This window comes from Jeotgalibacillus alimentarius (genome assembly GCF_000829445.1).
In the GTDB taxonomy this organism is placed as follows: Bacteria; Bacillota; Bacilli; order Bacillales; family Jeotgalibacillaceae; genus Jeotgalibacillus; species Jeotgalibacillus alimentarius.
This window is the reverse complement of the sequence record NZ_JXRQ01000030.1, coordinates 55241-78950: the sequence shown is the minus strand read 5'-3', so window position 1 is coordinate 78950 and position 23710 is coordinate 55241. Positions and strand designations below refer to the sequence as shown.

At 44.9% G+C, this 23710-nt stretch carries 27 protein-coding genes and 1 riboswitch; of the genes, 18 read left to right on the top strand and 9 right to left on the bottom strand.

Annotated elements, in window-relative coordinates; genetic code table 11:
- Positions 1-14: 14 nt before the first annotated feature.
- From KP77_RS16850 to KP77_RS16835, 4 genes are all read right to left on the bottom strand, one after another.
- Positions 15-683: an ABC transporter ATP-binding protein gene (locus KP77_RS16850; protein WP_041123922.1), complete on the bottom strand. Its 669-nt coding sequence runs from the start codon at positions 681-683 to the stop codon at positions 15-17.
- A gap of 2 nt (positions 684-685) precedes the next feature.
- Positions 686-1699: an FtsX-like permease family protein gene (locus KP77_RS16845; protein WP_041123921.1), complete on the bottom strand. Its 1014-nt coding sequence runs from the start codon at positions 1697-1699 to the stop codon at positions 686-688.
- 81 nt (positions 1700-1780) lie between these two features.
- The gene (locus tag KP77_RS16840) at positions 1781-3130 is read right to left on the bottom strand and encodes a HAMP domain-containing sensor histidine kinase (protein ID WP_041123920.1); all 1350 of its coding nucleotides are present in this window, start codon (positions 3128-3130) and stop codon (positions 1781-1783) included.
- On the bottom strand, positions 3127-3792 hold the full coding sequence (locus tag KP77_RS16835) for a response regulator transcription factor (RefSeq protein ID WP_084218764.1): 666 nt from the start codon (positions 3790-3792) through the stop codon (positions 3127-3129). Before KP77_RS16835 ends, KP77_RS16840 begins: the two co-directional genes overlap by 4 nt.
- Before the next feature lie 143 nt (positions 3793-3935).
- Between KP77_RS16835 and KP77_RS16830 the strand changes: the two genes are divergently transcribed.
- From KP77_RS16830 to KP77_RS16820, 3 genes are read left to right on the top strand one after another with little or no spacing between them, the layout of a single operon-like run.
- Positions 3936-4682 carry a class I SAM-dependent methyltransferase gene (locus KP77_RS16830; RefSeq protein ID WP_041123919.1) on the top strand — a complete coding sequence of 249 codons (747 nt, stop codon included), beginning with the start codon at positions 3936-3938 and terminating at the stop codon, positions 4680-4682.
- A 12-nt stretch (positions 4683-4694) separates the two neighbouring features.
- A complete protein-coding gene (locus tag KP77_RS16825; protein WP_041123918.1) occupies positions 4695-5273 on the top strand; it encodes a hypothetical protein in 579 nt (192 codons plus the stop codon).
- Positions 5274-5309: 36 nt separating this feature from the next.
- Entirely contained in the window at positions 5310-5825 is a 516-nt protein-coding gene (locus KP77_RS16820) for a tubby C-terminal domain-like protein (RefSeq protein ID WP_041123917.1), read from the top strand.
- A 63-nt stretch (positions 5826-5888) separates the two neighbouring features.
- Here KP77_RS16820 and KP77_RS16815 read toward each other — a convergent pair whose 3' ends face one another.
- Positions 5889-6515, bottom strand: coding sequence for a class I SAM-dependent methyltransferase (locus KP77_RS16815; RefSeq protein WP_041123916.1), 627 nt, complete (start codon positions 6513-6515; stop codon positions 5889-5891).
- A 237-nt stretch (positions 6516-6752) separates the two neighbouring features.
- Positions 6753-6977, bottom strand: coding sequence for a hypothetical protein (locus KP77_RS16810; protein ID WP_152614765.1), 225 nt, complete (start codon positions 6975-6977; stop codon positions 6753-6755).
- 176 nt (positions 6978-7153) lie between these two features.
- Here KP77_RS16810 and KP77_RS16805 point away from each other — a divergent pair, with 176 nt between their 5' ends.
- The 3 genes from KP77_RS16805 to KP77_RS16795 all read left to right on the top strand — a co-directional run bounded on the left by KP77_RS16805 (position 7154) and on the right by KP77_RS16795 (position 10182).
- Positions 7154-7444 carry a hypothetical protein gene (locus tag KP77_RS16805; RefSeq protein ID WP_041123914.1) on the top strand — a complete coding sequence of 97 codons (291 nt, stop codon included), beginning with the start codon at positions 7154-7156 and terminating at the stop codon, positions 7442-7444.
- A 277-nt stretch (positions 7445-7721) separates the two neighbouring features.
- On the top strand, positions 7722-9311 hold the full coding sequence (locus KP77_RS16800) for a histidine kinase N-terminal 7TM domain-containing diguanylate cyclase (protein WP_041123913.1): 1590 nt from the start codon (positions 7722-7724) through the stop codon (positions 9309-9311).
- 115 nt (positions 9312-9426) lie between these two features.
- On the top strand, positions 9427-10182 hold the full coding sequence (locus KP77_RS16795; protein ID WP_041123912.1) for a class I SAM-dependent DNA methyltransferase: 756 nt from the start codon (positions 9427-9429) through the stop codon (positions 10180-10182).
- 49 nt (positions 10183-10231) lie between these two features.
- Here KP77_RS16795 and KP77_RS16790 read toward each other — a convergent pair whose 3' ends face one another.
- Entirely contained in the window at positions 10232-10597 is a 366-nt protein-coding gene (locus KP77_RS16790) for a VOC family protein (RefSeq protein WP_041123911.1), read from the bottom strand.
- 170 nt (positions 10598-10767) lie between these two features.
- Here KP77_RS16790 and KP77_RS16785 point away from each other — a divergent pair, with 170 nt between their 5' ends.
- Entirely contained in the window at positions 10768-11274 is a 507-nt protein-coding gene (locus tag KP77_RS16785; RefSeq protein WP_041123910.1) for a hypothetical protein, read from the top strand.
- A gap of 5 nt (positions 11275-11279) precedes the next feature.
- Positions 11280-11768, top strand: a complete 489-nt coding sequence (locus tag KP77_RS16780; protein WP_041123909.1) for a GNAT family N-acetyltransferase — start codon at positions 11280-11282, stop codon at positions 11766-11768.
- Positions 11769-11853: 85 nt separating this feature from the next.
- Here the strand turns inward: KP77_RS16780 and KP77_RS16775 are convergent, their stop codons facing one another.
- Complete coding sequence (locus KP77_RS16775) at positions 11854-13110, bottom strand: NAD(P)-dependent alcohol dehydrogenase (protein WP_407637942.1); 1257 nt, start codon at positions 13108-13110, stop codon at positions 11854-11856.
- Between the two features lie 289 nt (positions 13111-13399).
- A riboswitch (guanidine-I (ykkC/yxkD leader) is annotated at positions 13400-13494 on the top strand.
- Positions 13495-13554: 60 nt separating this feature from the next.
- On the opposite strand from KP77_RS16775, the gene KP77_RS16770 reads away from it, so the two are divergent.
- From KP77_RS16770 to KP77_RS16760, 3 genes are all read left to right on the top strand, one after another.
- Positions 13555-13890, top strand: a complete 336-nt coding sequence (locus KP77_RS16770) for a DMT family transporter (protein WP_041123908.1) — start codon at positions 13555-13557, stop codon at positions 13888-13890.
- On the top strand, positions 13887-14204 hold the full coding sequence (locus KP77_RS16765; protein ID WP_041123907.1) for a DMT family transporter: 318 nt from the start codon (positions 13887-13889) through the stop codon (positions 14202-14204). The genes KP77_RS16770 and KP77_RS16765 overlap by 4 nt, the downstream gene beginning before the upstream one ends.
- 203 nt (positions 14205-14407) lie before the next feature.
- Complete coding sequence (locus KP77_RS16760; RefSeq protein ID WP_041123906.1) at positions 14408-16447, top strand: bifunctional diguanylate cyclase/phosphodiesterase; 2040 nt, start codon at positions 14408-14410, stop codon at positions 16445-16447.
- 164 nt (positions 16448-16611) lie between these two features.
- Here KP77_RS16760 and KP77_RS16755 read toward each other — a convergent pair whose 3' ends face one another.
- On the bottom strand, positions 16612-17058 hold the full coding sequence (locus tag KP77_RS16755) for a MarR family winged helix-turn-helix transcriptional regulator (protein ID WP_041123905.1): 447 nt from the start codon (positions 17056-17058) through the stop codon (positions 16612-16614).
- A gap of 108 nt (positions 17059-17166) precedes the next feature.
- On the opposite strand from KP77_RS16755, the gene KP77_RS16750 reads away from it, so the two are divergent.
- The 7 genes from KP77_RS16750 (at position 17167) to KP77_RS16720 (ending at position 23555) form a co-directional block, all read left to right on the top strand.
- On the top strand, positions 17167-17583 hold the full coding sequence (locus KP77_RS16750; protein WP_039812722.1) for an organic hydroperoxide resistance protein: 417 nt from the start codon (positions 17167-17169) through the stop codon (positions 17581-17583).
- A gap of 414 nt (positions 17584-17997) precedes the next feature.
- A complete protein-coding gene (locus KP77_RS16745) occupies positions 17998-18582 on the top strand; it encodes a glycerol-3-phosphate responsive antiterminator (protein ID WP_152614764.1) in 585 nt (194 codons plus the stop codon).
- Positions 18579-19685 carry an ABC transporter ATP-binding protein gene (locus tag KP77_RS16740; RefSeq protein ID WP_041123903.1) on the top strand — a complete coding sequence of 369 codons (1107 nt, stop codon included), beginning with the start codon at positions 18579-18581 and terminating at the stop codon, positions 19683-19685. Before KP77_RS16745 ends, KP77_RS16740 begins: the two co-directional genes overlap by 4 nt.
- A gap of 5 nt (positions 19686-19690) precedes the next feature.
- Positions 19691-20605 carry a carbohydrate ABC transporter permease gene (locus KP77_RS16735; RefSeq protein ID WP_407637943.1) on the top strand — a complete coding sequence of 305 codons (915 nt, stop codon included), beginning with the start codon at positions 19691-19693 and terminating at the stop codon, positions 20603-20605.
- Positions 20606-20607: 2 nt separating this feature from the next.
- Entirely contained in the window at positions 20608-21414 is an 807-nt protein-coding gene (locus KP77_RS16730) for a carbohydrate ABC transporter permease (protein WP_152614767.1), read from the top strand.
- Positions 21415-21428: 14 nt separating this feature from the next.
- Positions 21429-22772 carry an ABC transporter substrate-binding protein gene (locus KP77_RS16725; RefSeq protein ID WP_041123900.1) on the top strand — a complete coding sequence of 448 codons (1344 nt, stop codon included), beginning with the start codon at positions 21429-21431 and terminating at the stop codon, positions 22770-22772.
- An 18-nt stretch (positions 22773-22790) separates the two neighbouring features.
- Positions 22791-23555 carry a glycerophosphodiester phosphodiesterase gene (locus tag KP77_RS16720; RefSeq protein WP_041123899.1) on the top strand — a complete coding sequence of 255 codons (765 nt, stop codon included), beginning with the start codon at positions 22791-22793 and terminating at the stop codon, positions 23553-23555.
- Positions 23556-23710: the final 155 nt, after the last annotated feature.

Here is a 23710-nt window from a genome sequence, read left to right as displayed (position 1 = left end):
GGAGGCAGTGCAAATTACCCGATCAACCCATCCCGCATCTCCACGACACGATCCGCATAACCAAGCATTTCCTCGTCGTGCGTCACCATTAGAACAGCTGTCCCGGTGTCTGTTGTTATATCCTTTAACAGTTTCATGATGTCGTGTGACCGCTTCGAATCCAGTGAAGCGGTCGGTTCGTCAGCGAAGACAATTTTTGGCTGGTGAATCAGGGCCCTTGCAATCGCGATCCGCTGTTTTTCACCGCCTGACATGGTGTCAGGGTATGCGTTCCGTCGGTGTTCCATTCCCACCCTGGTGAGTACGCGGCTGATCTCAGCAGCGGCTGCCTTTTTAGAAAGCTTTCTGCCTGAGGTTTTCAGCATAAGTTCCAGCTGTTCAGCGGCTGTCAGAAACGGAACAAGGTGCGATGACTGAAAGACAAAGCCGAATGATCCGGCGCGCAGTGCTCTTAATTCTTCCTGATCGAGCGAGGTCAGGTCGCGTCCGTCAAAAAGCACACTGCCTGAAGTCGTGGACTGCAGGCCTGCTGCAATTGAAAGCAGTGTGCTTTTCCCGGAGCCTGATACACCGGTTAATGCAGTCAGTTTGCCGCTTTCGATGGTCAGTGTCACGCCTTTTAACACCTGTTCAGACACTTCGCCAGCTGAAAATGATTTTTCGATCTGTTTTAATTCCATCATGTTTACACCTCTCCCTGTCTGATCGCCTGCAGCGGCTCGATTCGTTTAATCTGAACGCCTGATAGTGTTGCACCAAAAAAGCCGACTAAAGTGAAGACAGCTGAGAGCTGAAAAGCTGTAGCTGGTGCAAGCAGATAGGGGAGGTCACCCGGAGACACGGCATTTAGTGAAAATCCTATAGAAAGTGACGCAGTCAGCGCGATCAGGGTGATGATGATGAGCTGTGTCCACATCATCCGGAACAAGTCCCGTGTTTTCACGCCAAGTCCCTTTAAAATACCGTACAGGCCGATCTTCTGAACGTTCATCATATAAAAGAAGATCCCAAAAAGCATCCCGCTGATGGCAATCAGAAACCAGACGATCATATTTAACGATAGCTGTTCTGCATTGTAGCTGGGAATTGTATTTAAGAATTCACTTTTAGAAAAGGCAGTCAGCCCGGATACGCTGAGTTCATCACTACCCGGCACAAAGATCAGCTGGGAAGCTTTTGTGCGTGTTATCTGCTCAGCGTCGTCTGCTGATAAAAAGGCAGATGGTGCATGGCTGAACTTTGCCTGCGGAACAAATCCTGCGACTGTAAATGTGGTGCCGGACTGTTCATGTGTCAGATGATCGCCGGTTTGATAATCTTTTTGAAGGGATTCATCAAGTATGATTCTGCCGTTAGAAACCTGATGATCTCCTGAATGAACAAAAGTCACACCCGTCTGCCTGTCTTCATCATCGGTTAGAAAGCCCATCTGGAGTGACATGGCATAGCCGCCATGTTCACTAATCACCTGATCACGCAGCCCGGGGTCAATTACAGACATAGAATAGGTTTCTTCTGCATCGCTGCTCATCAGAAACTGACCTTCAGGCATATTGCGGATCAGCGAGGCGTTATCTTCTGATAAGCCATTCGCAAGTCCTGAGATCACAAAGGTCAGCAGGCTCACGAGAAAGACGATACTGCCCAGAATAAAAAACTTCAGTTTGTTCTTCTTCATTTCTTTCCATGCAAGGTTCATCATTTTTCCTCCTGTTGAACTGATAAGCCCAATCTTATAGAGGAAAGATGAACGGAGCATGAACAATGCGTAACAATTGCTCTACAGCCGTACTTTTACAGTTGTGCCTTGACTTGTCTCACTTTCGATCCGCACAGTCCCGCTGTGAAGATCAATGATTTCTTTCACAATGGAGAGACCGAGCCCCGAACCCTGCTCTGACCTTGCTTCATCTGCTCTGTAAAAACGATCGAATGCTTGTGCGACCTGTGCTTCAGTCATGCCAATTCCTTCATCTTTAATGATGACTTCCACATGATCTTTTTCTGCGCGGCAGATCACCTCAACCAGGCCGCCACCATGACTGTATTTAATCGCATTTGTCAGCAGATTTTCCCATACACTTTGCAGCAGAACACCATTTCCACGGACTGTCGCATGCTCCAGGTCAGCCGCAACTGCCAGTCCATTTTCATCAAATAAATACCTAAGCCGCTCAATGATCGCTGTCAGCTGCGTACTGACTTCAACTTGTTCAGAGAGGCTTTCCTCTTCGTTAAAAGAAGCCAGAATCAGCAACTGCTTTGTCAGACTGGAAATCTGTGCTGCTTCACCCCGGATCATTCCATAATAATGCTGACGTTCCGATTCAGTCAGTGTTTCTTTTTCAAGCAGTGAAAGGGTACTCTGGATTTTATGAAGAGGCGACTGAATATCATGTGAGACATTATGAACGAATTCCTCACGCTTTTGAATGGACCGGGCAATCTGTGTCCGCATCGCAGTGAATCGCTCAGCGAGACGACCGATCTCATCACGACGCTTTACCTTCAGCGGCTGATCAAATGATTCACGTTCCATCTGTTCAGCCGCTTCAGTCAGCTGCACAATCGGTCGCGTTAAAAGCCTTGCCACAATCATCATTAACAGAAAACTTAGTAAAATGATACCGCCAGCGAGCCCGGCAAAAAGCCAGTGCAGCTCCTGAAAGAGCAGTCCAATATCCGGTCGCATAAACAGCGCATAATCTGCCCCTTCAATTGTGACCGGAACCCCAACTGTATTACGCAGTTCATTCGCAAAAAATCCAGTGATAAACGCCGACCGTGGAAACTCACTGATGCCGTGATACTGCTCATCATTTAACACACTTGAAATAACGTCATCACTCAGTGACTGCTCCCGGTACTCACCACCGTAAAATTCACTCCGGCCATTTCCGGTCAGGTAAAACTGATATCCGGCATCTCCGAGAAGGTTGAGTGTTTCAGCAGGTTGACCGGACCCGGACTCTAATTGCTCCGCTACTTCAATTAAAATCCGCATATTTTTATCATTATTCGCATCCTTCAGGTTCAGGTCATAATACACATTCATGACTAGAAATCCGATCAGACTGCTGAGCAGCATCGTGGTGAAAGTAAACCAGATAAATTTCACATATAAATTCATTGCATGACCTCGAGCTTGTATCCGATACCGCGCACAGTGACAATTTCAACCTCTGAATGCTGGAGCCGACTGCGAAGCCTTTTAATATGTACATTCACTGTCTGCTCGTCTCCCTCATAATCAAATCCCCACACGCGCTCAATGATCTGATCGCGTGAAAAAGCCTGACCCGGGTGGGCAGCAAGCAGTGTGAGCAGTTCAAACTCTTTCAAAGGTATAATCAGTTTCTTACCGCCAATCCGGATCTCGTAGCTTCTGCGATCAATGACCAGATCACCGGCCGTCAGCGTCTCATCAGACCCGTGTACCCGTCTGAGCACCGCCTTCACCCTGAACAGCAGCTCTTTTGCTTCAAAGGGCTTTACGATATAATCATCAGAACCTGCAGAAAATCCTCTTTCCTTATCCTCAATATGATGCCGCGCCGTCAGCAGAATCACGGGAATCCCATACATTTCCCGAATCATCTTTGTCAGCTCAAACCCATCAATTCCCGGCATCATCACATCCACCACAGCCAGATCCACCCGTTCAGCCTCAAGGCGTCTCAGCGCCTCATCACCGCTTGACGCCAATATCGTCTGATAACCCGCTTCACGCAGCTCGCGTCCTGTAAAATCCAGCATCCGTGCATCATCATCTACCGCAAGAATATGTATCATTGTCTTCACCTCTGTCTGGTTGTTTTGTGTATAGTTTACATGATTATAGGCGCAAGAGTGTGACGGAGGTGTGTGAAAAAATAACGGAGCTAAGTGTATAATAGTCACACAGATTGACTTCCATAAATGAGAGGATGTACCACATGAATCATCAGAGCAGGCAAAATAAATTTGCTTGGGAGCACCGTGCATATGAGTTCTGGTGTAAAAGAGACGGTACCCCGGAGGATAAGGCAAAAGAGATCATAAACAATCCAACAGCAGCCCTGAAAAAACATCAACCCTACTTTGAAGAGATAGAAGGCGTGAAGGTCGCTAACATTTGCGGATCAAATGGCAGAAAAGCGGTTCCTCTTTCTTTATTGGGAGCCGAGGTAACTGTTTTCGATCTGTCAGAAGAGAATAAAAGATATGCGCTGGAATTAGCTCATCATGCAGACATGACGATTCAGTACATAACAGGCGACATATATGATATTGATTTGAAAACATATAGCAATTCCTTTGATCTGCTTTATTTGGAAGGAGGGATCCTGCATTACTTTAATGATATTGATCAATTGATGACGATTCTTTTTTCCATGCTGAAAAAAGACGGCCGTATGATTTTAAGCGACTATCACCCGGTGAAAAGATGCATAGACGAGGACCTCCGTTATCATCCTGTTTATTTTGATCAGCCATTATCTAAGGGGGATATTTCTTACAAAGAGTTCTTTGATGAATCAGAACAGCAGGCGTTTCCTGATGTCTCTTTGAGGTATTATACATTAAGCGAAATCATTAATTCTGTTATCAATATTGGGTTTATTTTAGATCGTTTTGATGAACACCGCGGCTGGAAGGGGGAGAATATTCCATGGGAGTTTACGATTCTGGCGAAGAAATAAGGAGTTTTACATATGCAGCAATATAGTGAATACATCATCAGTCAGGAAAATAGCATAAAAAGCCAAAGCAAACGCTATGCGATCAGAAATCAACAGGAGCTCATTGGCACAATTGAGGAGGATCTTACAAGCTCAAGGGATAAGGTCAACCTGCTGTTAAAAGGACTCAGTCTGTATTCGGTGACGAGCATGCACTTAAAGATCCTTAATCAGCAGGACCAGCATACCGGTATGTTAAAAAAGAACAAAGGCTTCAGCAGTACATATGAATTTATTTCGGAGGATCAATCAGTTTACACCATTGAGGCAAAAGCAAATTTTAAACAGCGTAAGCCTTCTGTAACGGTATCAAGTCAAAGTCATGAGCTGTTCAGAGGCTCAGCCGATTTTTATGCGACCCGTTTTGCATTTACCAATGAGTCAGGGGAAAATATACTGAAAGTCGAGAAGACTGCAGCCCCTTTCAGCTTAAAAGAATTGATTGTCGCACCTGATGTGTATCGTACAATTCTTCTTGATCAGCAAACGATTGATCCAGCGTTGATTATTGCACTGGCGCTTGTCATAGACATCCATTTTCATGAGCGCTAAAGTGTAATTTATTAACACTCAGGAGGTTTTAAAATAATGAATACATATAAATATCAAATGCCGGCCCTAACAAACTCAATGGAAGCCATTTCAGTCAAAGGGATATATAACGAAGAAGTGTATACAATTGAAAGGTTCTTTCAGAGTAAGTGGCAGTCTGTACTGACGGGAATTATGCCGGGCTTCGTTACGAATGTAAGAGTCTATCGTAATGGAGAAGCGGTTGCAGAAACGATTGATGCCGTAAAAATGTTTGGTCGTCCGAGATGGGAAGTAAATAATTTAATATCAGATGCTAACTTTATTTTACAGGATAAAAGTATGGTGAAAACCCACCCTCGTGCAATCTTTTACATGGATGATACAGAATATAATATTGAGAGTGACTTTGGTGATAAAGAAACCAGGGTTTACCTGGAAGATGAACTGGTGCTTACAATGTCTTATAACAAAAGCCTCCCGCCACGTGAAATGACACTGGAGTTTCTAAGACCTGATCTAAATGAAGCAGTTTTTATTTGTCTGCTGCACACATACGATATCGGATTTTAACAACTTGTCTATAAAAACAAGGCAGCTCGGCTAAATAACCGGAGCTGCCTCATATCAATCACATTATTCAGTTACGACCATCACGCCACCACAATGAGAAACCTTGTGAAACTCAATCTCGCAATTTCCCTCAAGTGAAGCCTTCAGTTCATCGAATACGAAATAAAATTCATCCTCGTCCCAATGCGCAAGATTATCTGTACGGCATGTATTAAGCTGATCTCTCGTTTCAAATGAAATATCACCAATCAATAGCTGACCGCCTGTTTTTAAATGAGATAACAGTTCGCGGATAAAATTAACCTTTTCATTATCATTCAGATGGTGAAGTGTGTACGTGCTGACAATAAAATCGTACTTTTTATCCTGAAGGACAGGCGGGATTCCGTTTGTAATATCCCACTCCATCAGATTTGCAGCAGGCATCTTCACCTGGGAGATAGAGATCATTTGAGAAGAAAAATCGACTCCATCAATCAAATGTCCATTTTCATACAGCTTATTCGTCAAGACACCTGTACCAAATCCGATATCAAGCACGTCAGTATTTTTCTGCTGCATCACTGCATTAAAAATCGTATTCAATATTTCTTTGTAGCCGGCAAAAGGATACGTATTACTTTCCTCACTCACCTTTACCGTCTGATCATAATCATTTGCCCATAAATTAAATCCTGTGTTATTTAACAAGAATGCTCCCCCTGTATGTTTCAGTCTGACGGGCATTCATATAGAACTACCCGTTTTAAAGCCCAGTAACCTCGATATTTTTAGCGTTTTTCATATGTAACCACACCTTCCAGTTATTTGTATTGATTGTACCGTTTTTAAGGGAGGAATGCATCATAAAAAACAGGGACGGAGGTGGAAGGGTCATCTCACGACTCTTTCACCTCCGTCCCCATAGTGCACAGCCCAAAAACGCATTCACTCAGCACGTGCCTCTCTTCTTACGATAAAATTCATCACAAACAACACAGCAGCAATCAGTGCTGCACAGAAGACAAGCGCAAGTGGATTTCCTTCCCCAAACATTGCAGTCAAAACAACGTCAAATGGAGGAAGGCCCATTGCCTTTAGCAACGGAATAAAGAATGTAACAGCAAGAATACCTGCAGAAAAATACATAATGTTTTTCATTTTCGTACTCAACAAACCGCCTACTTAATAAATGTGATATCATAAAAAAAGGAAATGATTAATTTTTCTGATATTTTTGCTGTTTAATGTAAATGACAATAATCTATATAACACTTCAAGAAAAACTCAGAAGCACGACCTGATTTGTTTCACGTGGAACATTGAAGTTGATAAGAAGGAGTGATCATATGCCAGTCTCTCTTCCGGGGAAAATTTCAATTGCTGTATGTTTGTTATTCGTTTTTCAGTTCATCTTTGTTTTCGGTATGATTTTTGTAAATGGATTTGGTGCAATTGTTGTGTTTCTTCAATTCACAATCGTTACGGCATCACTTGGTATTATTTTCGGGGTGCTGGGTCTCAGAAAAGAAAGTGGTAAAGCAAGGCTGGCTCCAGTGAGTGCATTGATGGTCAGTGGCGTGTTCGTTCTGTTGTTTTTCGTGACTTTATTTGGATATGCTGGTTCTTTTGGAGAATAAGAACAGATGGGTTAACGAAACAACGATTATCTTTTCTCAGTAAACTGGTCTAAACTTCTATCCGTTTTAATTTATTCATTTCGAACGCAGGTGTAGAGATTATATTAACAGGTAATCCTTTTAAAGCAGCATATACAAACATGTGATTTGAAATCCCATAGTAAATACTGATCAAAAAATACTAAAACTTTAAAGTGAAATAGTTCAAAACGCTCTATTTTAAATTCACATATGCTAAAGTTAAATAAAAAGTTCCTGCAAAAAGAGGGTGCTTATCGTGAATTTAGAATTATTTACATATATTACACTCACCTGTACGTCAGGTGTTTTAAATTTGTTTTTAAGTCTGTACGTCTTTTTTAAGCGGCATCAGTATACGAGCATTGCAAGCCTGTTTATTGCTTATACGTTACTGATCAGTATTTACTGTTTTGGTACTGCGTTTGGTCTTATGTCTGAAACGCTTGGCGAAATTAAGTTCTGGACAGTAATCCTGTATATAGGTATGCCTTTTTCAGCGCCTGTGGGTCTGCTGTTTGTGATGCAGTATTTAGGTATCAATGCATTGAAAAAAAGGTATCTATCTCTTCTGATCATTCCATTAGTGACTTTTTTGATGGTGGCGACGAATGATTTTCACCAGTTGTATTACCGTGTCTATGAAGTAGATCCTGTGCTGGGTGCACCTTATGTTTATCAGGAGGTTGGTATCTGGTATCTGGTGCATGGTATCACGACTTTTTCCAGTATGTTTGTCGCTTTATATTTATTAATGTCTCATTGGAGGGATATAGATAGAGAGTACCGTCAGCAGCTTGCTGCACTGATGCTGGGACAGTTTATACCAATGGTTACTGCTTTTATTTATCTGATTGGTCTAACGCCGCCAGGCATTGATCCAGTACCTGTGATCATGTGGGTTTCATCTATTCTATATCTTTGGGCGATTGGCTATTCCCGCCTATTCAGAATTATGCCGATTGCGAAGACGACTATTTTTAACAGTATTAATGACGGGGTTATTGTGCTGGATAGCTCGCGGCGGCTCATTGAATACAATCAGACAACTGAACAGATGTTTCCTCAGCTGACCAAAGCAATGTTTGGACATGAATTCAATATAGTATGGAAACAGTTGGCAGGAGAACCGTTTCCTTTTCAGGCAGCTGAGACAGCAGCTCAGCAGGAATTGCAGCTGTCAGGGGCAGACGGGCATTCCTTCACTTATCAAGTACGATCAACACCGCTTCACCACGGTCTTCACCATAAAGGACAGCTGCTGATCTTTACTGACATTACGGAGGTAAAAGTGCTGCAGCTGAAGCTTGAGCATCTGGCTTACTACGATGAACTTACTCAAATTTATAACAGACGTGCTTTTTTTGAACACTGTAAACAGCATTATACTGAAGCGGTGGAAAGGTCACTTCCAATGACAGTCATCCTAATGGATATCGACCATTTCAAGAAAGTAAATGACACCTATGGACACGCTGTCGGAGATATGGTGCTTAAGCATATGGCTGATCAGTGTAAGGGAAAGCTCGGAGGTGATCAGCTATTCGGTCGATATGGAGGGGAAGAATTCGTGCTGGCTTTGAAAAACCAGGATTTGAATGAAGGGATGAAACTGGCTGAAAGCCTTCGTCAGCATATAGAAAATCATCCGTTTCAAACTGAAGAAACGCTGCTATCCATCACACTGAGTTTGGGTGTAGCAACAGCCACACATCTGTCGGATGAAAGCCTGTTCCAGTTACTGAACCAGGCAGATAAAGCGCTATATGAAGCAAAGCGGACAGGGCGTAACAAAGTCATTGCCTATCATGAAGAAGATAGAATCTTCGGGACGAAAAGCGGTACATAATACGCCTTACCAGGGTTTCACGTGGAACAACGCTGGTATGTATATCCTGACGGGCAGATCAGAACCACTGATTGAAACCAGTGAGATGAGATTAGGTCAATAAGGAGGCAACATCATGTTTAATTCTGAAGAATACGACGATCCGGAACTCTATGATAAAGAGAATGGACATTATATCCCAGAGCTTACCCTCTTACATAAGTGGGCATCAGACAGCCAGGGCACAATCATTGATATCGCCTGCGGAACAGGGAGGGTAAAGATTCCTTTAGCAGAGAGCGGGCTTCAGGTGCTGGGTGTAGATGTACATCAAGGGATGCTGAATCAGGCAGAAAGCAATGCAGCGGGGCTGTCCATCGACTGGATCCAACAGGACTGCACCAGACTTGATTTGAGTGTGAAAAGCCCGCTCATCTATTCAGCAGGCAACTCTTTTCAGCACTTCCTGACCAATGAAGATCAGGATGACCTGCTTTCTTCTGTGAACAGGCATCTAGAAGAAGACGGCATCTTTATTTTCAACACCAGATTTCCACATGCTGACGAGCTGCTTCAGCCTGAGACGGAGGAATACTGGAGAACCTATCGGGACGGGGAATATAAAGTGGACGTCTCCACGATCAGCCGCTATGACGCGCTTCAGCAGATTCAGCATTATACGACCATTCGTACATATAAAAACAGCAATGATGAGGCTGTGGATGAAAAGCGGACGAATATCAGCTTGAGATACGTGTATCCAAAAGAGATGGAAAGATTACTAATTGCGCATGGATTTGAAATCGTACATCTTTATCAGGATTGGAAAGAGACTCCAGTGACAAACGAGAGCTATGAGATGATCTATGTGTGTAAAAAAGTAAGGGGTTAATGAGAAAAGGTGACTGGCCTCAAAGTGTTCAGTCACCTTTTTCATTAAATCAGTCGATCCTCTGAATCATCTCTACTCTATTTCCAAAAGGATCCCTGAATTCAAAACGGTCAAAACCCGGAATCGGAATACCTTCCAGAATTTCAATTCCCTCATCTTCAAGCGTATTCTTCCAATGGCTCAAATCAGTCACTTCATAAGCAAGATGCGCTTTTGTGGTTGTCCGGTCAAAGCCTTCTTCAGTTCCTACATGAACCTCAGCATGGCCAGCTTTCAGCCAGAAGCCGCCCCGGCCCCGTAACGATTCAGGCTTTTCTTTTTCAGTAAAGCCCAAAACCTCGCAATAAAATTTTCTGCCTTCTTCTTCAGTCCCTTTTGGAATCGTAATTTGAGCGTGATGTAAGCCAATGACCATGTCGTACTCCTCCTGTATGTAAAAGCGGTATAATATCTTACTCTATTTTACAGGAAAATAAAGGAATTCACATGTGTGAGACAGAAGTGTGAGGGTGGAGTAAGCGATAACGGATCATATAAATTACCTGAAATCCTGATGAAAATCACATTTTAAAAAGGGGGGAGACCATGAAAACAAACTTCGACTTTCTTACAAAAGTAAAAGGAATGAATGTCTCTGCGATCTATTGTGATATGCTGCATACATATAAAGACGGTAACAAGATCTCTGTCATCGCATCTCCTGGTGTGCTTTGTTTTATGAAGGAACATGCGGATCGTGATGAAAAGTTCTGGCTGATTCAGTGGGAAGAGCTGTACTCAGGAAATGATGCACTGATCGTTAAAGAGCAGGATACACCTGCACCATTAAACTATAAAGAAACAGAATTCGGGCAGCAAAAATATATTGTCTCATCTGCAAGCTTTACAACCTTTCGGAGTGAAATTAAAAATGTATGGGGATATGGATTCACAGATGAAGGGGAGGTCTGGCTGGGCGATATCATCCTGGAGCTTGAAGATTCATTTATTTACATCGCGGCATCTCCGGCTATAGAGTACAAGGTGCTCGACGAATTTCCTGACAAGCGCAGGTTGTATGATGAGCTGTTAGTGACGACAAAGAAAGAGTGATAGATATGGATATGAGAGTAAGATCCATTAATGAAGAGGATTTTAAAGATGTTTTAACGTGGAGCCGTGATTCAGTTTTTTGTGAGGCAAATGGCTGGCAGTCTAATAGAAAGATAGACGAACTGCAGCGCTGGTGGAGGCATTGCGTGAATAATGCTGAAAAGGGTTTTTTGCGGATGGGCGTGGAGTTGAACGGAGAGCTGATCGGCTATGCAGACTTAGCCTCAATCGATAACGGATCAGCTGAGCTTGGCATTGCGATTGGCAAAAGTGCTGTGTGGGGAAAAGGCATTGGCGCTCAGGCAGCTGGTCTTATAATAGAATATGGGGTGGAAGAGTTGAACCTCCACACATTTTACGCGGAAACCCATGAAGCAAACGTCCGCTCACGCAGGATGCTTGAGAAGCTGAAGTTTAGAGAAGTGAGCCGTGATGGTGTTGAAGTGTATCTGGGGAAAGAGAGCTGTTTGATTCAATACGCTTTATATAATTGAACCAGCCCGGCAGAAACTGCCGGGCTGGTTTTAGAATGATTATTATAATGGCACACTAAGCTCCGTCCCCATTGTGCTGCCCAAATCACATCGTACTAATATCAATCACAAAACGATACTTCACATCAGAATCCATCACGCGCTTATACGCTTCATCGATTTCATCAGCAGAGATCACTTCAATGCTTGGTGCGATGTCATGTTCTGCACAGAAGTCGAGCATTTCCTGCGTTTCACGGATACCGCCAATCATGGATCCGGCAAATGAACGTCGATGCGGGATGAGTGAGAATGCATTGACTTCAAGCGGTTCAGCAGGGGCACCGACATTGACGAGCGTGCCGTTCAGTGTCAGCAGTGAAAGGTAGGCGTTGATATCAAGCTTCGCACTGACGGTATTGATAATCAGATCAAAAGTACCTGCAAGCTTTTCAAATGTTTCATCGTCACTTGTTGCGTAATAACTGCTTGCACCAAATGCCAGACCGTCTTCCTTTTTATTCAGTGTCTGTGAAAGAACTGTTACTTCAGCGCCCATGGCATGCGCAATTTTAACCGCCATATGGCCAAGTCCGCCCATTCCCACTACTGCTACCTTTTTGCCGGGACCAGCCTCCCAATGATTAAGTGGTGAGAAGGTTGTAATCCCTGCACAAAGAAGCGGTGCAGCTTTATCAAGCGGAATGCTCTCAGGAATACCAAGCACAAAGTCCTCTACAACAACGATATGTGTAGAATAACCGCCCTGTGTCGGCTCGCCGTATTTATCCACGCCTGCATAAGTAGGCACATTCCCTTTCAGGCAGTACTGTTCCTCGCCAGTTTTACAGTTTTCGCATTCACCGCATGAGTCAACCATGCAGCCGACGCCAACGCGGTCCCCGACTTTATATTTCGTTACATTTTCACCGACATCAGTGACAATTCCTGCAATTTCATGACCCGGTACAAGAGGATAGTTCACTTCTCCCCAGTCGCCGTGTGCAGTGTGAAGGTCTGAGTGACAGATCCCTGCAAACTTTATTTCAATCAATATATCATTCTTATCCAGCGTCAGCAAATCCTGAAGTGATACAAGTGAGAAGAAGTAGTCAGGGTTTACAGATGAAATCAGATCCTGGAAAGCGGCCTTGTTTTTGACCAGTTTTGACGCAATCATATGCGGGTGATCAGGGTTGTTTTTCTCTAAAATCGTTAAGCAGCTTTCCGAGTTGGTCAACAGCTTTGAAAACGGTGCTACAGATAGTTCACGTCTATCGTTATGATAATAAATCGGTATGCTGTGTTTTAATGCACTTTGAATGAGAAACGGAGATAGTATATGGTTATCAACGATTAACATCCGGCACACCTTCCTGTTTGAGATTTGTGATTCAAAAGAACCTTATTTTAAGAATATTATGTTAAAAATAATATATTAATATAAGGTTGCTGTAACGCACGAGAATGATTATGACACTAATATGCCTATAAAAAAGGATTTATTGATAAAAAAGTCCTAATTTTTATAGTTCTTTATATTCATTAAAAGTCGTAATTATCAGAATAAGATTGAGTCAGTAAGTCTTGGTTCATCTACTTGACTATTGAATGAGCCTGTAATAATATGAGTGACGAAAACGCCATAGACATTAAAGCCTTTCTAGGGTTCCGCCATTACGGGTCTGGTCCGAGAGAAAGCGCAAAGAGCAATCTTTGTACACGGAGGGAGAAAAGCCCGGGAGATACCACTTAACAAGTGATATGTCCTGGGTTTTTTATTTTATTTGGAAAAGGAGCGATTTTAGTGTGGTGGTTAGTAGTAGCAATTTCAGCATTATTTGAAGTTGGCTGGGCAACCGGCTTGAAATATGCGCATAATGGATTAACGTGGGCGCTTACGATTGGCGCAATTATTGTGAGCTTCGTAGGGTTACTGAAGGCTTCAACCAAGCTTCCTACAGCTACTGTATATGCAGTGTTTGTCGGACTTGGCACACTTGGAACAGTCATAGTCGATATGATCTTTTTTGACGCCGGCGTCAGTGCAGGCGTGATTTTCTTTGTGGTTATCCTACTGGTCGGTGTAGTCGGATTGAAGTTTGTCACGGATGAAAACGAGAAGGAGGTGCAGCAGTCATGAGCTGGATTGCATTAATTATTGCGGGATTCTGTGAGGTATTAGGCGTTAATGGGATGCAGCGGATCTCATCAGGCAAAAAGCTGAGCGGATTTGCCTTCCTGATCGGCGGGTTCGTTGCCAGTCTGAACCTCTTGTCATTTGCGATGACCACCATTCCACTCGGCGTCGCATACGCAGTCTGGACAGGGATGGGCACAATCGGAGGTGTGGTTGTGGGAATGATTTTCTACGGCGATCCTGCAGACCGTAAGCGTATTTTCTTTCTGACGCTGATTGTTGTAGCTGTTGTCGGGCTGAGAGTTGTGACGAATTAAAGAGTTGTGTGCACTGTGCACTACGGGGACGGAGGTTAACGTGTCATGAGATGACACGTTAACTTCCGTCCCTGTATTATGCATACTAAATACCCAAAAAACTCAATTACACATAGATATATATACATAAATATTTTATAATGAGTGATACATAGATATCAGCTTACAAGCTGTAGATAAAAGAGAAAAGAGGCCTGGAGGGTATGTTCTCATCGGATGGGTTAGATTCGATTACTGTTGTGGATGGTGAATTTTCGTATGGGTTTGTGGTCTTATCTGTCGTAATTGCCTGTGTGTCTGCTTATGTGGCGCTGTCGATGAATCAGCGGATGCAGCAGAGTAGTTTTTTTCATAAGAATTTCTGGCTGGTACTGGCTTCATTTGCGATGGGGCTTGGGATCTGGTCGATGCATTTTATCGGCATGAGTGCACTTATGATACCGGTTGAGATGTCTTATGATACAAAATGGACGTTTATTTCAATAGTGCCTGCTATCTTAGCATCCTATCTGGCTTTTTATTTTGCGAATCGGCCAAGAAAGTCATTATATCCGATTCTCTCAGCAGGGCTGATTATGGGGTTTGGTATTTCAGCTATGCATTATATCGGGATGGCAGCAATGATCATGAGCGTTGACTATTATTATAAAACGTGGATGTTTATTGCCTCTATCCTTGTGGCTGTTGCTGTATCATACGTTTCGCTCTACGTTTTTTCAAATCTTCAGCGTTTTATGGGAAACCAGCTGATCAAAATTGTCACAGCCATACTGATGGGCGGCGCGATTTCGAGTATGCATTATATTGGAATGGCAGCGGTCGTTTTTTATACAGACGAACCGGTCGAGTATCATATGCATGCGCATGAAATGGATATGGGTCTTGTTGGATTCGTGGCAGTGGGAATGCTTTTAATTCTTCTGATATCGGGACTCACCAGTGTGCTTGACCGTTATGTGGATCACCGGATGAGTCACTTTGATTCCCTGACACTTTTTCCGAATCAGCGGCAATTTGAGAAAGATATCAACCAGCAGCTAATTGCAGGCAGTCTGACAGTCCTCCATATCAGGAACCTCGCTGCTTTTACCAACGGCCAGGGGTTCGGTTTTGGTGATCAGCTGGTCGCTGAAATTGGGCATGTGATTCAAAAGAACGCACCTGCGCATGCCCGCATCTACAGGCTTGAGGAAAACCGGTTTGCTGTGCTCAATCTGAAAGAGCAGTCTGTCAGCAGAGCGAAATCAGCAATGCAACGTGTTTTAAATGAATTGTCAAAGCCGCTTGAGATTGTCAGCCAGTCAGTTATAGTCGAAATGACTGCTGCGTTTTCCTATATTGAAAAGAAAAACGGCTGGGAGCTGTTTTCAAATGCTATTGCCGTCTTAGAACACCCATCAACTCATGACAGAAATGAAGTAATCGAATACGACCATTTGATTCACACTTACAACTTTGAAAGTCAGGTTGTTGCCGATCTCGAACAAGCGAAGGCAGAGGGCCAGCTCTATATAGTGTATCAGCCTAAAGTATGCATGAAAACGCATCGTGTTAATGGGGCAGAAGCGCTTATCAGATGGAAGCACCCGGCACACGGATTTATTTCACCGGCTGTTTTTATCCCACTGCTTGAAAAACATGAAAAAGTGTGTGATCTCACGGATTGGATTGTACAGCAGGTATGTGCACAAATCGCCTCCTGGTCAGGAAACCATATTAATTTTGGACCCATTTCTATTAATATACCGGGAATCTATCTGACTTCCCCGAAGCTGATGAACGTAATCAAAGCTCAGCTTGCAGCACACGGAATTGACCCTGCCATGCTGGAGCTCGAAATCACTGAAACGAGCGTAATCCACGATATCGATAATGCGATCGCAGCCGTTAGTGATTACAGAAAGCTCGGTTTATCTGTTGCTCTCGATGATTTTGGAACAGGGCTGTCATCCCTATCCTACCTGAGAAAACTGCCGGTTAATACGATTAAAATCGATAAATCGTTTATCGATGAAGTACCAACTTCACTAAAAGATGCCGGTCTGTTGAGTGCAATAGTCGACCTGTGTGCATCTCTCAAACTCGCAATCATCATCGAGGGTGTTGAAGCGCAGGAGCAGATTGATTTTCTTCATACATTGTCTGCTGATCTGACTATTCAGGGGTATTACTTTTCTAAACCGCTCACTGCCGCGGACTTTAAAAAGTGGACAGTGGAGCAAATGAATAAAACCGCCGGCTGATGACAGATCCAGCCGGCGGTTTTGTTGATTGGTGGTATAGGTCTTTTTATACTATGTGGCGAAGATGTTATGAGAAGTGACGAACTGTCCGGGTTTTCCTTCGAACCTATGACTGTGAACGGCGAACATCCGCCGTTTTACCTAGAACATCCTCTCCACACGACTCAGCAATACCCATTCTCACGCTTAATATCCAGTTTACCCGCCAGTTCATCGAGCATGTCTTTATATTGATCGTACTCCTCTTTATTCAGGCCAAGTACTTCGTTAATTCGGGCCGGGATCTCCTTTGCTTCTTCTTCAAGGCTTCTCCCGCGTTCAGTCAGCCTGATCACGAGCTGGCGTTCATCTTCAGGATTCCGTGCTTTTTCTATATAACCGGATTGGATCAATTTTTTAACCAGCGGTGTCAGCGTGCCGGAATCAAGCTGAAGCCGTCCACCAATTGATTTTAACGTGACAAAATCTTCTTCCCATAGTACAAGCATCACCAGATATTGCGGGTAAGTCAGATTCAGCGGCGCTAAAAAAGGACGGTATCGCTTAATGATTTCTTTAGAGATCGCATAAAAGGGAAAGCATAATTGATTGGATAAATGTAAGGGATTCATAAAAAATCTCCTCCTGAGAGAATCATATTAGTTGCAAAAATATTTAAGTTGTATAAAATTAAATTGTACACAACTTAAATATATCACATTTAACAGGAGGAATCATTCATGAAAAAGCTATTTACTTCAACAGCAACAGCAGTAGGCGGACGTGAAGGACGCGTAACAGCAGAAAGCGGATCATTCGACCTTGGCCTTGCAATGCCAATGCCAGGCGCTGATACAGCAGGAAAAAGTAACCCTGAAGAACTATTCGCAGCAGGCTATGCTGCATGCTTCGATTCAGCAATGAATATTGTTGCCATGCAAAAAGGCATTAAGCATGACGGTTCTGAAATCAAAGCAGACGTATCACTGAATAAAGGCGATGCAGGTTATGCGCTATCAGTGGAAATGGATGTACTGATCAAAGGTGTAGATGAAGAAACAGCTCGTCAATTGGTAGAGGAAGGCCACCAGGTGTGCCCTTATTCTAATGCGACGCGTGGAAATATTGATGTGAGCTTTAATGTGCGTACTGCGTAACTTGCAGATTCGCGCTGAAAACCCCCTGGCCGGTGGATCGGTCAGGGGGTTTTTGTGGTTTGTGAGGTGGGTCTAATGACACTAAACGTCGAAGTTTGAGTGAGAAGTGTCGAACGGACAGGGGAAAGCGTCGAACATGCGGGGACATCCGCCGAACCCCAACAGTTATAAGTCGAACATCCAGCAAGATACGCCGAACCATTCCCGCACCAGTCCCACACCCGCATTAACAAAACCTTATCAATCCCCTTACAATCCCTTCAAACTTCCTTAACATTCCATCTGTAACATCATAGCTGTGAAAGACAAGTGAATAGCAGTCCGGTATGGCTGATGAGAACCGCGAAAACGAGAGACAGATAGGCCTCTTTATATTTTCGTGGATTTTTTTATGCCAGTACCGGTGGAAAAGGAGTGAGCGTTTTGTTTTTAGATAGAGTGAAAGAGTCACGGGTGATTGCGTCGATCAAAGAGCCCAGACAGCTTGAGGAATTTGTAGAGACAGACATTAAGGCGGCCTTTTTACTGCTTGGAAATCTTACGGTGATCAAGCGGTATGTGGATTTTCTGAAGTCACATAATCGTGATGTGTTTTTACATATTGAGAAGATTCCGGGGATCAGCTATGACCGTGAAGGGTTAAAGTTTATTGCGCGGCATGTTCAGCCAACCGGGATTGTGACAACGAAGTCATCGCTTGTGACGGCTGCGAAAAAAGAAGGATTAATTGTGATTCAGCGTCTGTTTTTAATCGATTCAGATGCTTTAAAGAACGGACTTGAGAGTGCGGAGCAGGTACAGCCTGATTTTCTGGAGCTGATGCCTGGTGTGGTGCCACATTTGATTGATCATGTAAAAAAGAAAACGGATATTCCAATTATTACAGGTGGCCTGATCCAGAACCGCAGACAGATGGAGAAGGCGATTGAGCGCGGTGCGACAGCTGTTTCTACAGGAAGGACGCATCTTTGGAAGCCGCTTGTGGAGGTGACGCAATGAGGAAGGTTGAGTTAAAAGGGATTACGAAATCCTATGATGGAAAACAGGACGTGTTAAAAGCAATTGACGTCACAGTCGAGCCGGGTGAATTTTTTGTGCTGGTCGGGCCTTCAGGCTGCGGGAAAAGTACGATGCTCCGCATGATCGCAGGACTCGAATCGATCACATCAGGCGAGCTTGCACTGGATGGGAAGCGGGCAAATGCTTTAACTCCGAGCGAACGCGATCTGTCGATGGTATTTCAGAATTACGCGCTGTACCCTCATTTATCAGTAGAGCAGAATATCACATTTGGCTTACATGTTAAAAAGGTGTCAAAAAGAGAGCAGAAGGAACGCTGTAAGGAAGTGTGCGGGATGCTCGGGCTCACAGATTATATGAAGCGGAAGCCGCGCGAGCTATCAGGCGGTCAGCGTCAGCGTGTAGCACTTGCCCGCGCAGTTGTCACGCAGGCGCCGCTTTGTCTGATGGATGAACCGCTTTCAAACCTTGATGCCAAGCTGCGTGCAAAGATGCGTTCTGAGATCAGGCAGCTGCAGAGAAAGCTTGGTCTGACAATGATTTATGTGACGCATGACCAGACAGAGGCAATGACGATGGCAGACCGGATGATGATTTTATCAGACGGCGACGTACAGCAGATCGGACGGCCGCTCGATGTATATAACAATCCGGCGAATACGTTTGTAGCCTCGTTTATCGGGTCACCACCGATGAATCTGATTGATGCGGAGATGAAGGATTCTGTACTGGTTGCTGATGGTCACTGGATGACGCCGGTGACTGCAGCTATGAAGCAGAAGATCGGTTCAGGACGCGTGACGCTTGGCGTGAGGCCGGAGCATATCTCGCTTGCGAAGGATAGTGAGCCTGGGTTTTTAGTTCAGGTCGCAAATGTAGAGGTGCTGGGAACGGAGACGCTTGTTACTTTCGACTTTGGAGAGGCTACGCAGTGGATTGCAAAATGGCCGGGTCAGAGCAGCGTTCAGCCTGGAGAACAGATCCGGATCTGCGTAGATGATCGTCACCTGGCGTTATTTTCAGCTGAAAAGGGTGAGCGGATTGTATGTGAGGCAGCGCCAGTTAAGAAGGTGTCGTTATGACCACAATGCAGCACGAATTCACCGCTGATCGCCAGGTGGAGCGGAAGCGTGCCTGGTCCAACTGGGCAACCGGCATGCTGTTTCTGCTGCCATCGCTGCTGCTGTTTGGGGTTTTTCTCTTCTATCCGATGGTCAGGACTGTGTACTTGAGTTTGTTTTTAACCGATTCGCAGGGTGTGCCGATTGTCTTTGTGGGCTGGGAGAACTTCCTGAATCTGTTTCAGTCCACGAGTTTTCAAATCAGTGCAAAGGCAACTGCGCTATTTGTACTTTATACAGTTCCTGCAGGGATTGTGCTTGCGACTGCACTTGCGATTTTAGCGAATCAGAAGTTGAGAGGCATCGGCCTTTTCCGCACGATGTTTTCTGCGACGATGGGGATGAGTGTAGCAGCATCTTCTGTGATCTGGATGTTTCTGTTTAATCCATCGATAGGGTTGTTCAACCGGATACTCGCAGCGCTGAATATTTCGGGCGTGCAGTGGCTGCTGGATCCGCAGTACGCATTACTTTCTGTTTCGATTGCAACGATCTGGATGAATACTGGCTTTGCTTTTCTAATTCTCCTTGGCGGTCTGCAGAACATTGATCAGTCCTTGTATGAAAGTGCAAGGATTGCAGGTGTAAGCGAGTCATGTAAGCTGCGTAAAATTACACTGCCGATGCTGTCACCAACGCTCTTTTTCGTGACAACGGTCTCTTTGATCAATGCGTTTCAGACGTTCGGCCAGATCGATCTGTTAACAAAAGGCGGGCCGATGGAGTCCACTAACGTGATTGTCTATTCCATTTATAAGGACGCTTTTATCAACTATAACGTTGGTTCCGCCAGTGCGCAGGCAGTGCTGCTGTTTGTGACGGTGCTGGTCGTCACAGTGCTTCAGTTCAAAATCGGTGAAAGGAAGGTGCACTATCAGTGAGCATGGGAAAAAAGGTTTTACTTTATATGACGCTTACCGTCTCAGGACTTGTGATGGTGTTCCCGATTCTTTACGCCTTTCTCATAAGCTTTATGCAGGGTGGAGAAGTACTGCAGGGCTCACTGTGGCCGGAAACTTTTTCTCTTGCAAACTATGTGTCTGCATTCGAGCGGGTGCCGCTCCTCACGTATCTCTGGAACAGTCTGTTGGTGTCTGTGCTGATTATGGCCGGACAGCTCATTCTTTGCAGTCTGGCAGCTTTTGCGTTTGTATTTACTGAGTTTAAAGGGCGTGAGTGGATTTTCTACCTGTTCATTTCCACGATGATGATTCCGTGGGAAGCGACAATGGTGCCGAACTTTCAGACGGTGCAGTCGCTTGGCTGGCTCAACAGTTATGCAGGGCTGACGATTCCGTTTTTCGCCATGGCATTTGGCACGTTTTTATTACGCCAGCAGTTCAAGACGATTCCAAAAGAATTATATGAAGCGTCTCAAATTGCAGGCATCAGCAAGCTGCGCTTTTTTACCGGTGTCGTGCTTCCAGTTGCGAAAACGACCATCACAACGCTTGCGATTTACAGCTTTTTAACGGCATGGAATATGTATTTGTGGCCGCTTCTTGTCACGAATAATGAGGCGAACCGCACCGTTCAGATCGGCTTAAAGCAGATGCAGACCCAGGAGATTGCAAGTGACTGGGGCGTTGTGATGGCAGGTGTGGTCATGGTGATTTTACCGACATTGATTCTATTATTTGCAGGGCAAAAACGACTTCAGGAAGGCCTCACACAAGGGGCGCTAAAATAAGGAGGAAACAATCAATGAAAAAGCTTTGGATCGGTTCAACAGCAATGGCACTACTTTTGGCGGCGTGTACAAGTGAAACAGAGGAAGCGGTACAGACAACAGATGCAACAGCAGCACCTGCTGAGGATACTGGTAAAACAGAAGTTGTTTTCTGGCATGCGATGAGCGGCGAGCTTGAGACAGCACTGAATACATTAGTGGACGACTTCAATGCATCCCAGGAGGAATATGAAGTTGAGCCTGTCTTCCAGGGTACATACGAAGAGGCGCTGACAAAGCTGAACACAGTGGCAGGAACAGACGAATCGCCTGCTATGATGCAGGTATTTGAAGTCGGAACAAAATTCATGATCGACTCAGGGCACATTCAGCCCGTTCAGGACTTTATTGATGAAGAAGGCTTTGATACATCAATCTGGGAAGAAAATATCACAAATTACTACAGCGTGGATGGCGTTCAGTATTCAATGCCATTTAACTCGTCAACGCCGGTTCTGATTTATAACAAGGACGCATTTGAAGCGGCTGGACTTGATCCTGAAAAGTCGCCAATGACTTACAGCGAGCTGAAAGAAGCTGCAGCGGCACTGACTGAAGGTGAGCAGAAAGGCTTCTCAATTTTAAACTATGGCTGGTTCTTTGAAGAGCTTGTGGCAGCGCAGGGCGGATTGTTCGTTGACGCTGAAAATGGACGTGAAGGTCAGGCAACTGAAGCGGTATTTAACGGAGAAGAGGGCCTAAATGTCTTCAACTTAATCAAGGATATGCATGATGAGGGTACATTCTATAACTCAGGTCAGAACTGGGATGATATGCGTGCAGCGTTCCAGTCGGGTGCGACAGCGATGATTCTTGATTCATCTGCAGGTGTAAAAGGGATGATTGATAACGCCCCGTTTGAAGTAGGTGTTGGTTACCTGCCAGTACCGGATGATGCAGAGCGTAACGGTGTGATCATCGGAGGTGCGTCACTCTGGATGGCAGATGACATCGAAGCTGAGCAGAAGCAGGGTGCATGGGAATTCATGAAGTACGCATCATCAGCTGAAGCACAGGCACAGTGGCACGTGGATACAGGCTACTTTGCAATCAACCCGGCAGCATACGAGGAGCAGATTGTGGTTGATCAGTGGGCGGAATATCCGCAATTAAAAGTAACAGTTGATCAGCTGAAAGAAACGCAGGCAAATGCAGCAACAGGCGGCGCACTGATCTCAGTATTCCCTGAAGCAAGACAGCGTGTAGTCAATGCTATGGAAAGCTTATATCAGGGAGCGGACCCGCAGGAAGCACTTGACCAGGCAGCAGAAGAAACAAACCGTGCACTTGAAGTGGATGCAGCCAAAAACGGTAACTGAACAGAAGGAGGCACGCATATGACAACCTTTTATGCCCACCGCGGCGCAAGCACGATGTGTCCTGAAAACACCATGGCCGCTTTCAGACAGGCTCTGCGCGAAAAAGCAGATGGCATTGAAGTTGATGTGCAGCTGTCAAAGGATGGAGAAGCCGTCGTCATACACGATGAAACCGTAGACCGTACGACGAATGGGACAGGCGCTGTGAAAGATATGACTGTGCTTGAACTCAAGCAGCTCGATGCCGGCAGCTGGTACAACCAGGCATGCGCCGGAGAAACGCTTCCGCTTTTAGAGGAAGTCCTGAAATGGATTGGCCGTACAGAGCTGAAGCTGAATATCGAACTGAAAACAGACCGTGAACCATACCCGGGGATCGAACAGGTTGTTATCGATGCAGTGAGGCGTCATGAGCTGGCAGATCGGGTGGTGCTCTCCTCTTTCAATCTGGAAACCTTAAGGCGTGTACGCGATATCAGCAGTTCTGTTTCTATTGCTGTGCTTGTATGGGACAACATAGACGGCATCGTCAAATGTGCCCGCCACCTTGGCGCAGATGCCATCCATGCGCGGCCCGGATTCATGCACACGGCAGAATCCCTCCGCGCCGAAGCGGCAGGACTGCCGATCAGATTATATACTGTGAATGAACCCGAAGACCTGAAAGGCATTTCACTTCAATTTGTGGATGGTGTGTTTACTGATTCGCCTGCTCGGCTGCGTGGGAAGCTTGGGGTTGGTGAAGCGCGTGTGCATGTTGGGACGGAGGTTGAAGTGATATGAGATATTACTTTTAGTGAATAAAGCGGCTGGCGATGTGCTGGCCGCTTTATTGTGCTTGAATTTAGTGGGTCAAATTACCCTATGTGGCGAAGGTTGTGCTGTGAGTGGCGAACCAGCCGGGTTCAGCGTCGAACAAGCGGTGTTATGTGTCGAAC

What these genes read in the sequence shown, in the direction of transcription:
- KP77_RS16780 (WP_041123909.1), top strand. Translation starts at nt 11,280, where the DNA reads ATGGATATGAGAGTAAGATCCATTAATGAAGAGGATTTTAAAGATGTT.
- KP77_RS16775 (WP_407637942.1), bottom strand. Translation starts at nt 13,110, where the DNA reads ATGTTAATCGTTGATAACCATATACTATCTCCGTTTCTCATTCAAAGT.
- KP77_RS16720 (WP_041123899.1), top strand. Translation starts at nt 22,791, where the DNA reads ATGACAACCTTTTATGCCCACCGCGGCGCAAGCACGATGTGTCCTGAA.
- KP77_RS16795 (WP_041123912.1), top strand. Translation starts at nt 9,427, where the DNA reads ATGTTTAATTCTGAAGAATACGACGATCCGGAACTCTATGATAAAGAG.
- KP77_RS16805 (WP_041123914.1), top strand. Translation starts at nt 7,154, where the DNA reads ATGCCAGTCTCTCTTCCGGGGAAAATTTCAATTGCTGTATGTTTGTTA.
- KP77_RS16735 (WP_407637943.1), top strand. Translation starts at nt 19,691, where the DNA reads ATGCAGCACGAATTCACCGCTGATCGCCAGGTGGAGCGGAAGCGTGCC.
- KP77_RS16850 (WP_041123922.1), bottom strand. Translation starts at nt 683, where the DNA reads ATGATGGAATTAAAACAGATCGAAAAATCATTTTCAGCTGGCGAAGTG.
- KP77_RS16840 (WP_041123920.1), bottom strand. Translation starts at nt 3,130, where the DNA reads ATGAATTTATATGTGAAATTTATCTGGTTTACTTTCACCACGATGCTG.
- KP77_RS16760 (WP_041123906.1), top strand. Translation starts at nt 14,408, where the DNA reads ATGTTCTCATCGGATGGGTTAGATTCGATTACTGTTGTGGATGGTGAA.
- KP77_RS16765 (WP_041123907.1), top strand. Translation starts at nt 13,887, where the DNA reads ATGAGCTGGATTGCATTAATTATTGCGGGATTCTGTGAGGTATTAGGC.
- KP77_RS16755 (WP_041123905.1), bottom strand. Translation starts at nt 17,058, where the DNA reads ATGAATCCCTTACATTTATCCAATCAATTATGCTTTCCCTTTTATGCG.
- KP77_RS16750 (WP_039812722.1), top strand. Translation starts at nt 17,167, where the DNA reads ATGAAAAAGCTATTTACTTCAACAGCAACAGCAGTAGGCGGACGTGAA.
- KP77_RS16835 (WP_084218764.1), bottom strand. Translation starts at nt 3,792, where the DNA reads ATGATACATATTCTTGCGGTAGATGATGATGCACGGATGCTGGATTTT.
- KP77_RS16725 (WP_041123900.1), top strand. Translation starts at nt 21,429, where the DNA reads ATGAAAAAGCTTTGGATCGGTTCAACAGCAATGGCACTACTTTTGGCG.
- KP77_RS16790 (WP_041123911.1), bottom strand. Translation starts at nt 10,597, where the DNA reads ATGGTCATTGGCTTACATCACGCTCAAATTACGATTCCAAAAGGGACT.
- KP77_RS16830 (WP_041123919.1), top strand. Translation starts at nt 3,936, where the DNA reads ATGAATCATCAGAGCAGGCAAAATAAATTTGCTTGGGAGCACCGTGCA.
- KP77_RS16740 (WP_041123903.1), top strand. Translation starts at nt 18,579, where the DNA reads ATGAGGAAGGTTGAGTTAAAAGGGATTACGAAATCCTATGATGGAAAA.
- KP77_RS16730 (WP_152614767.1), top strand. Translation starts at nt 20,608, where the DNA reads ATGGGAAAAAAGGTTTTACTTTATATGACGCTTACCGTCTCAGGACTT.
- KP77_RS16845 (WP_041123921.1), bottom strand. Translation starts at nt 1,699, where the DNA reads ATGAACCTTGCATGGAAAGAAATGAAGAAGAACAAACTGAAGTTTTTT.
- KP77_RS16820 (WP_041123917.1), top strand. Translation starts at nt 5,310, where the DNA reads ATGAATACATATAAATATCAAATGCCGGCCCTAACAAACTCAATGGAA.
- KP77_RS16825 (WP_041123918.1), top strand. Translation starts at nt 4,695, where the DNA reads ATGCAGCAATATAGTGAATACATCATCAGTCAGGAAAATAGCATAAAA.
- KP77_RS16785 (WP_041123910.1), top strand. Translation starts at nt 10,768, where the DNA reads ATGAAAACAAACTTCGACTTTCTTACAAAAGTAAAAGGAATGAATGTC.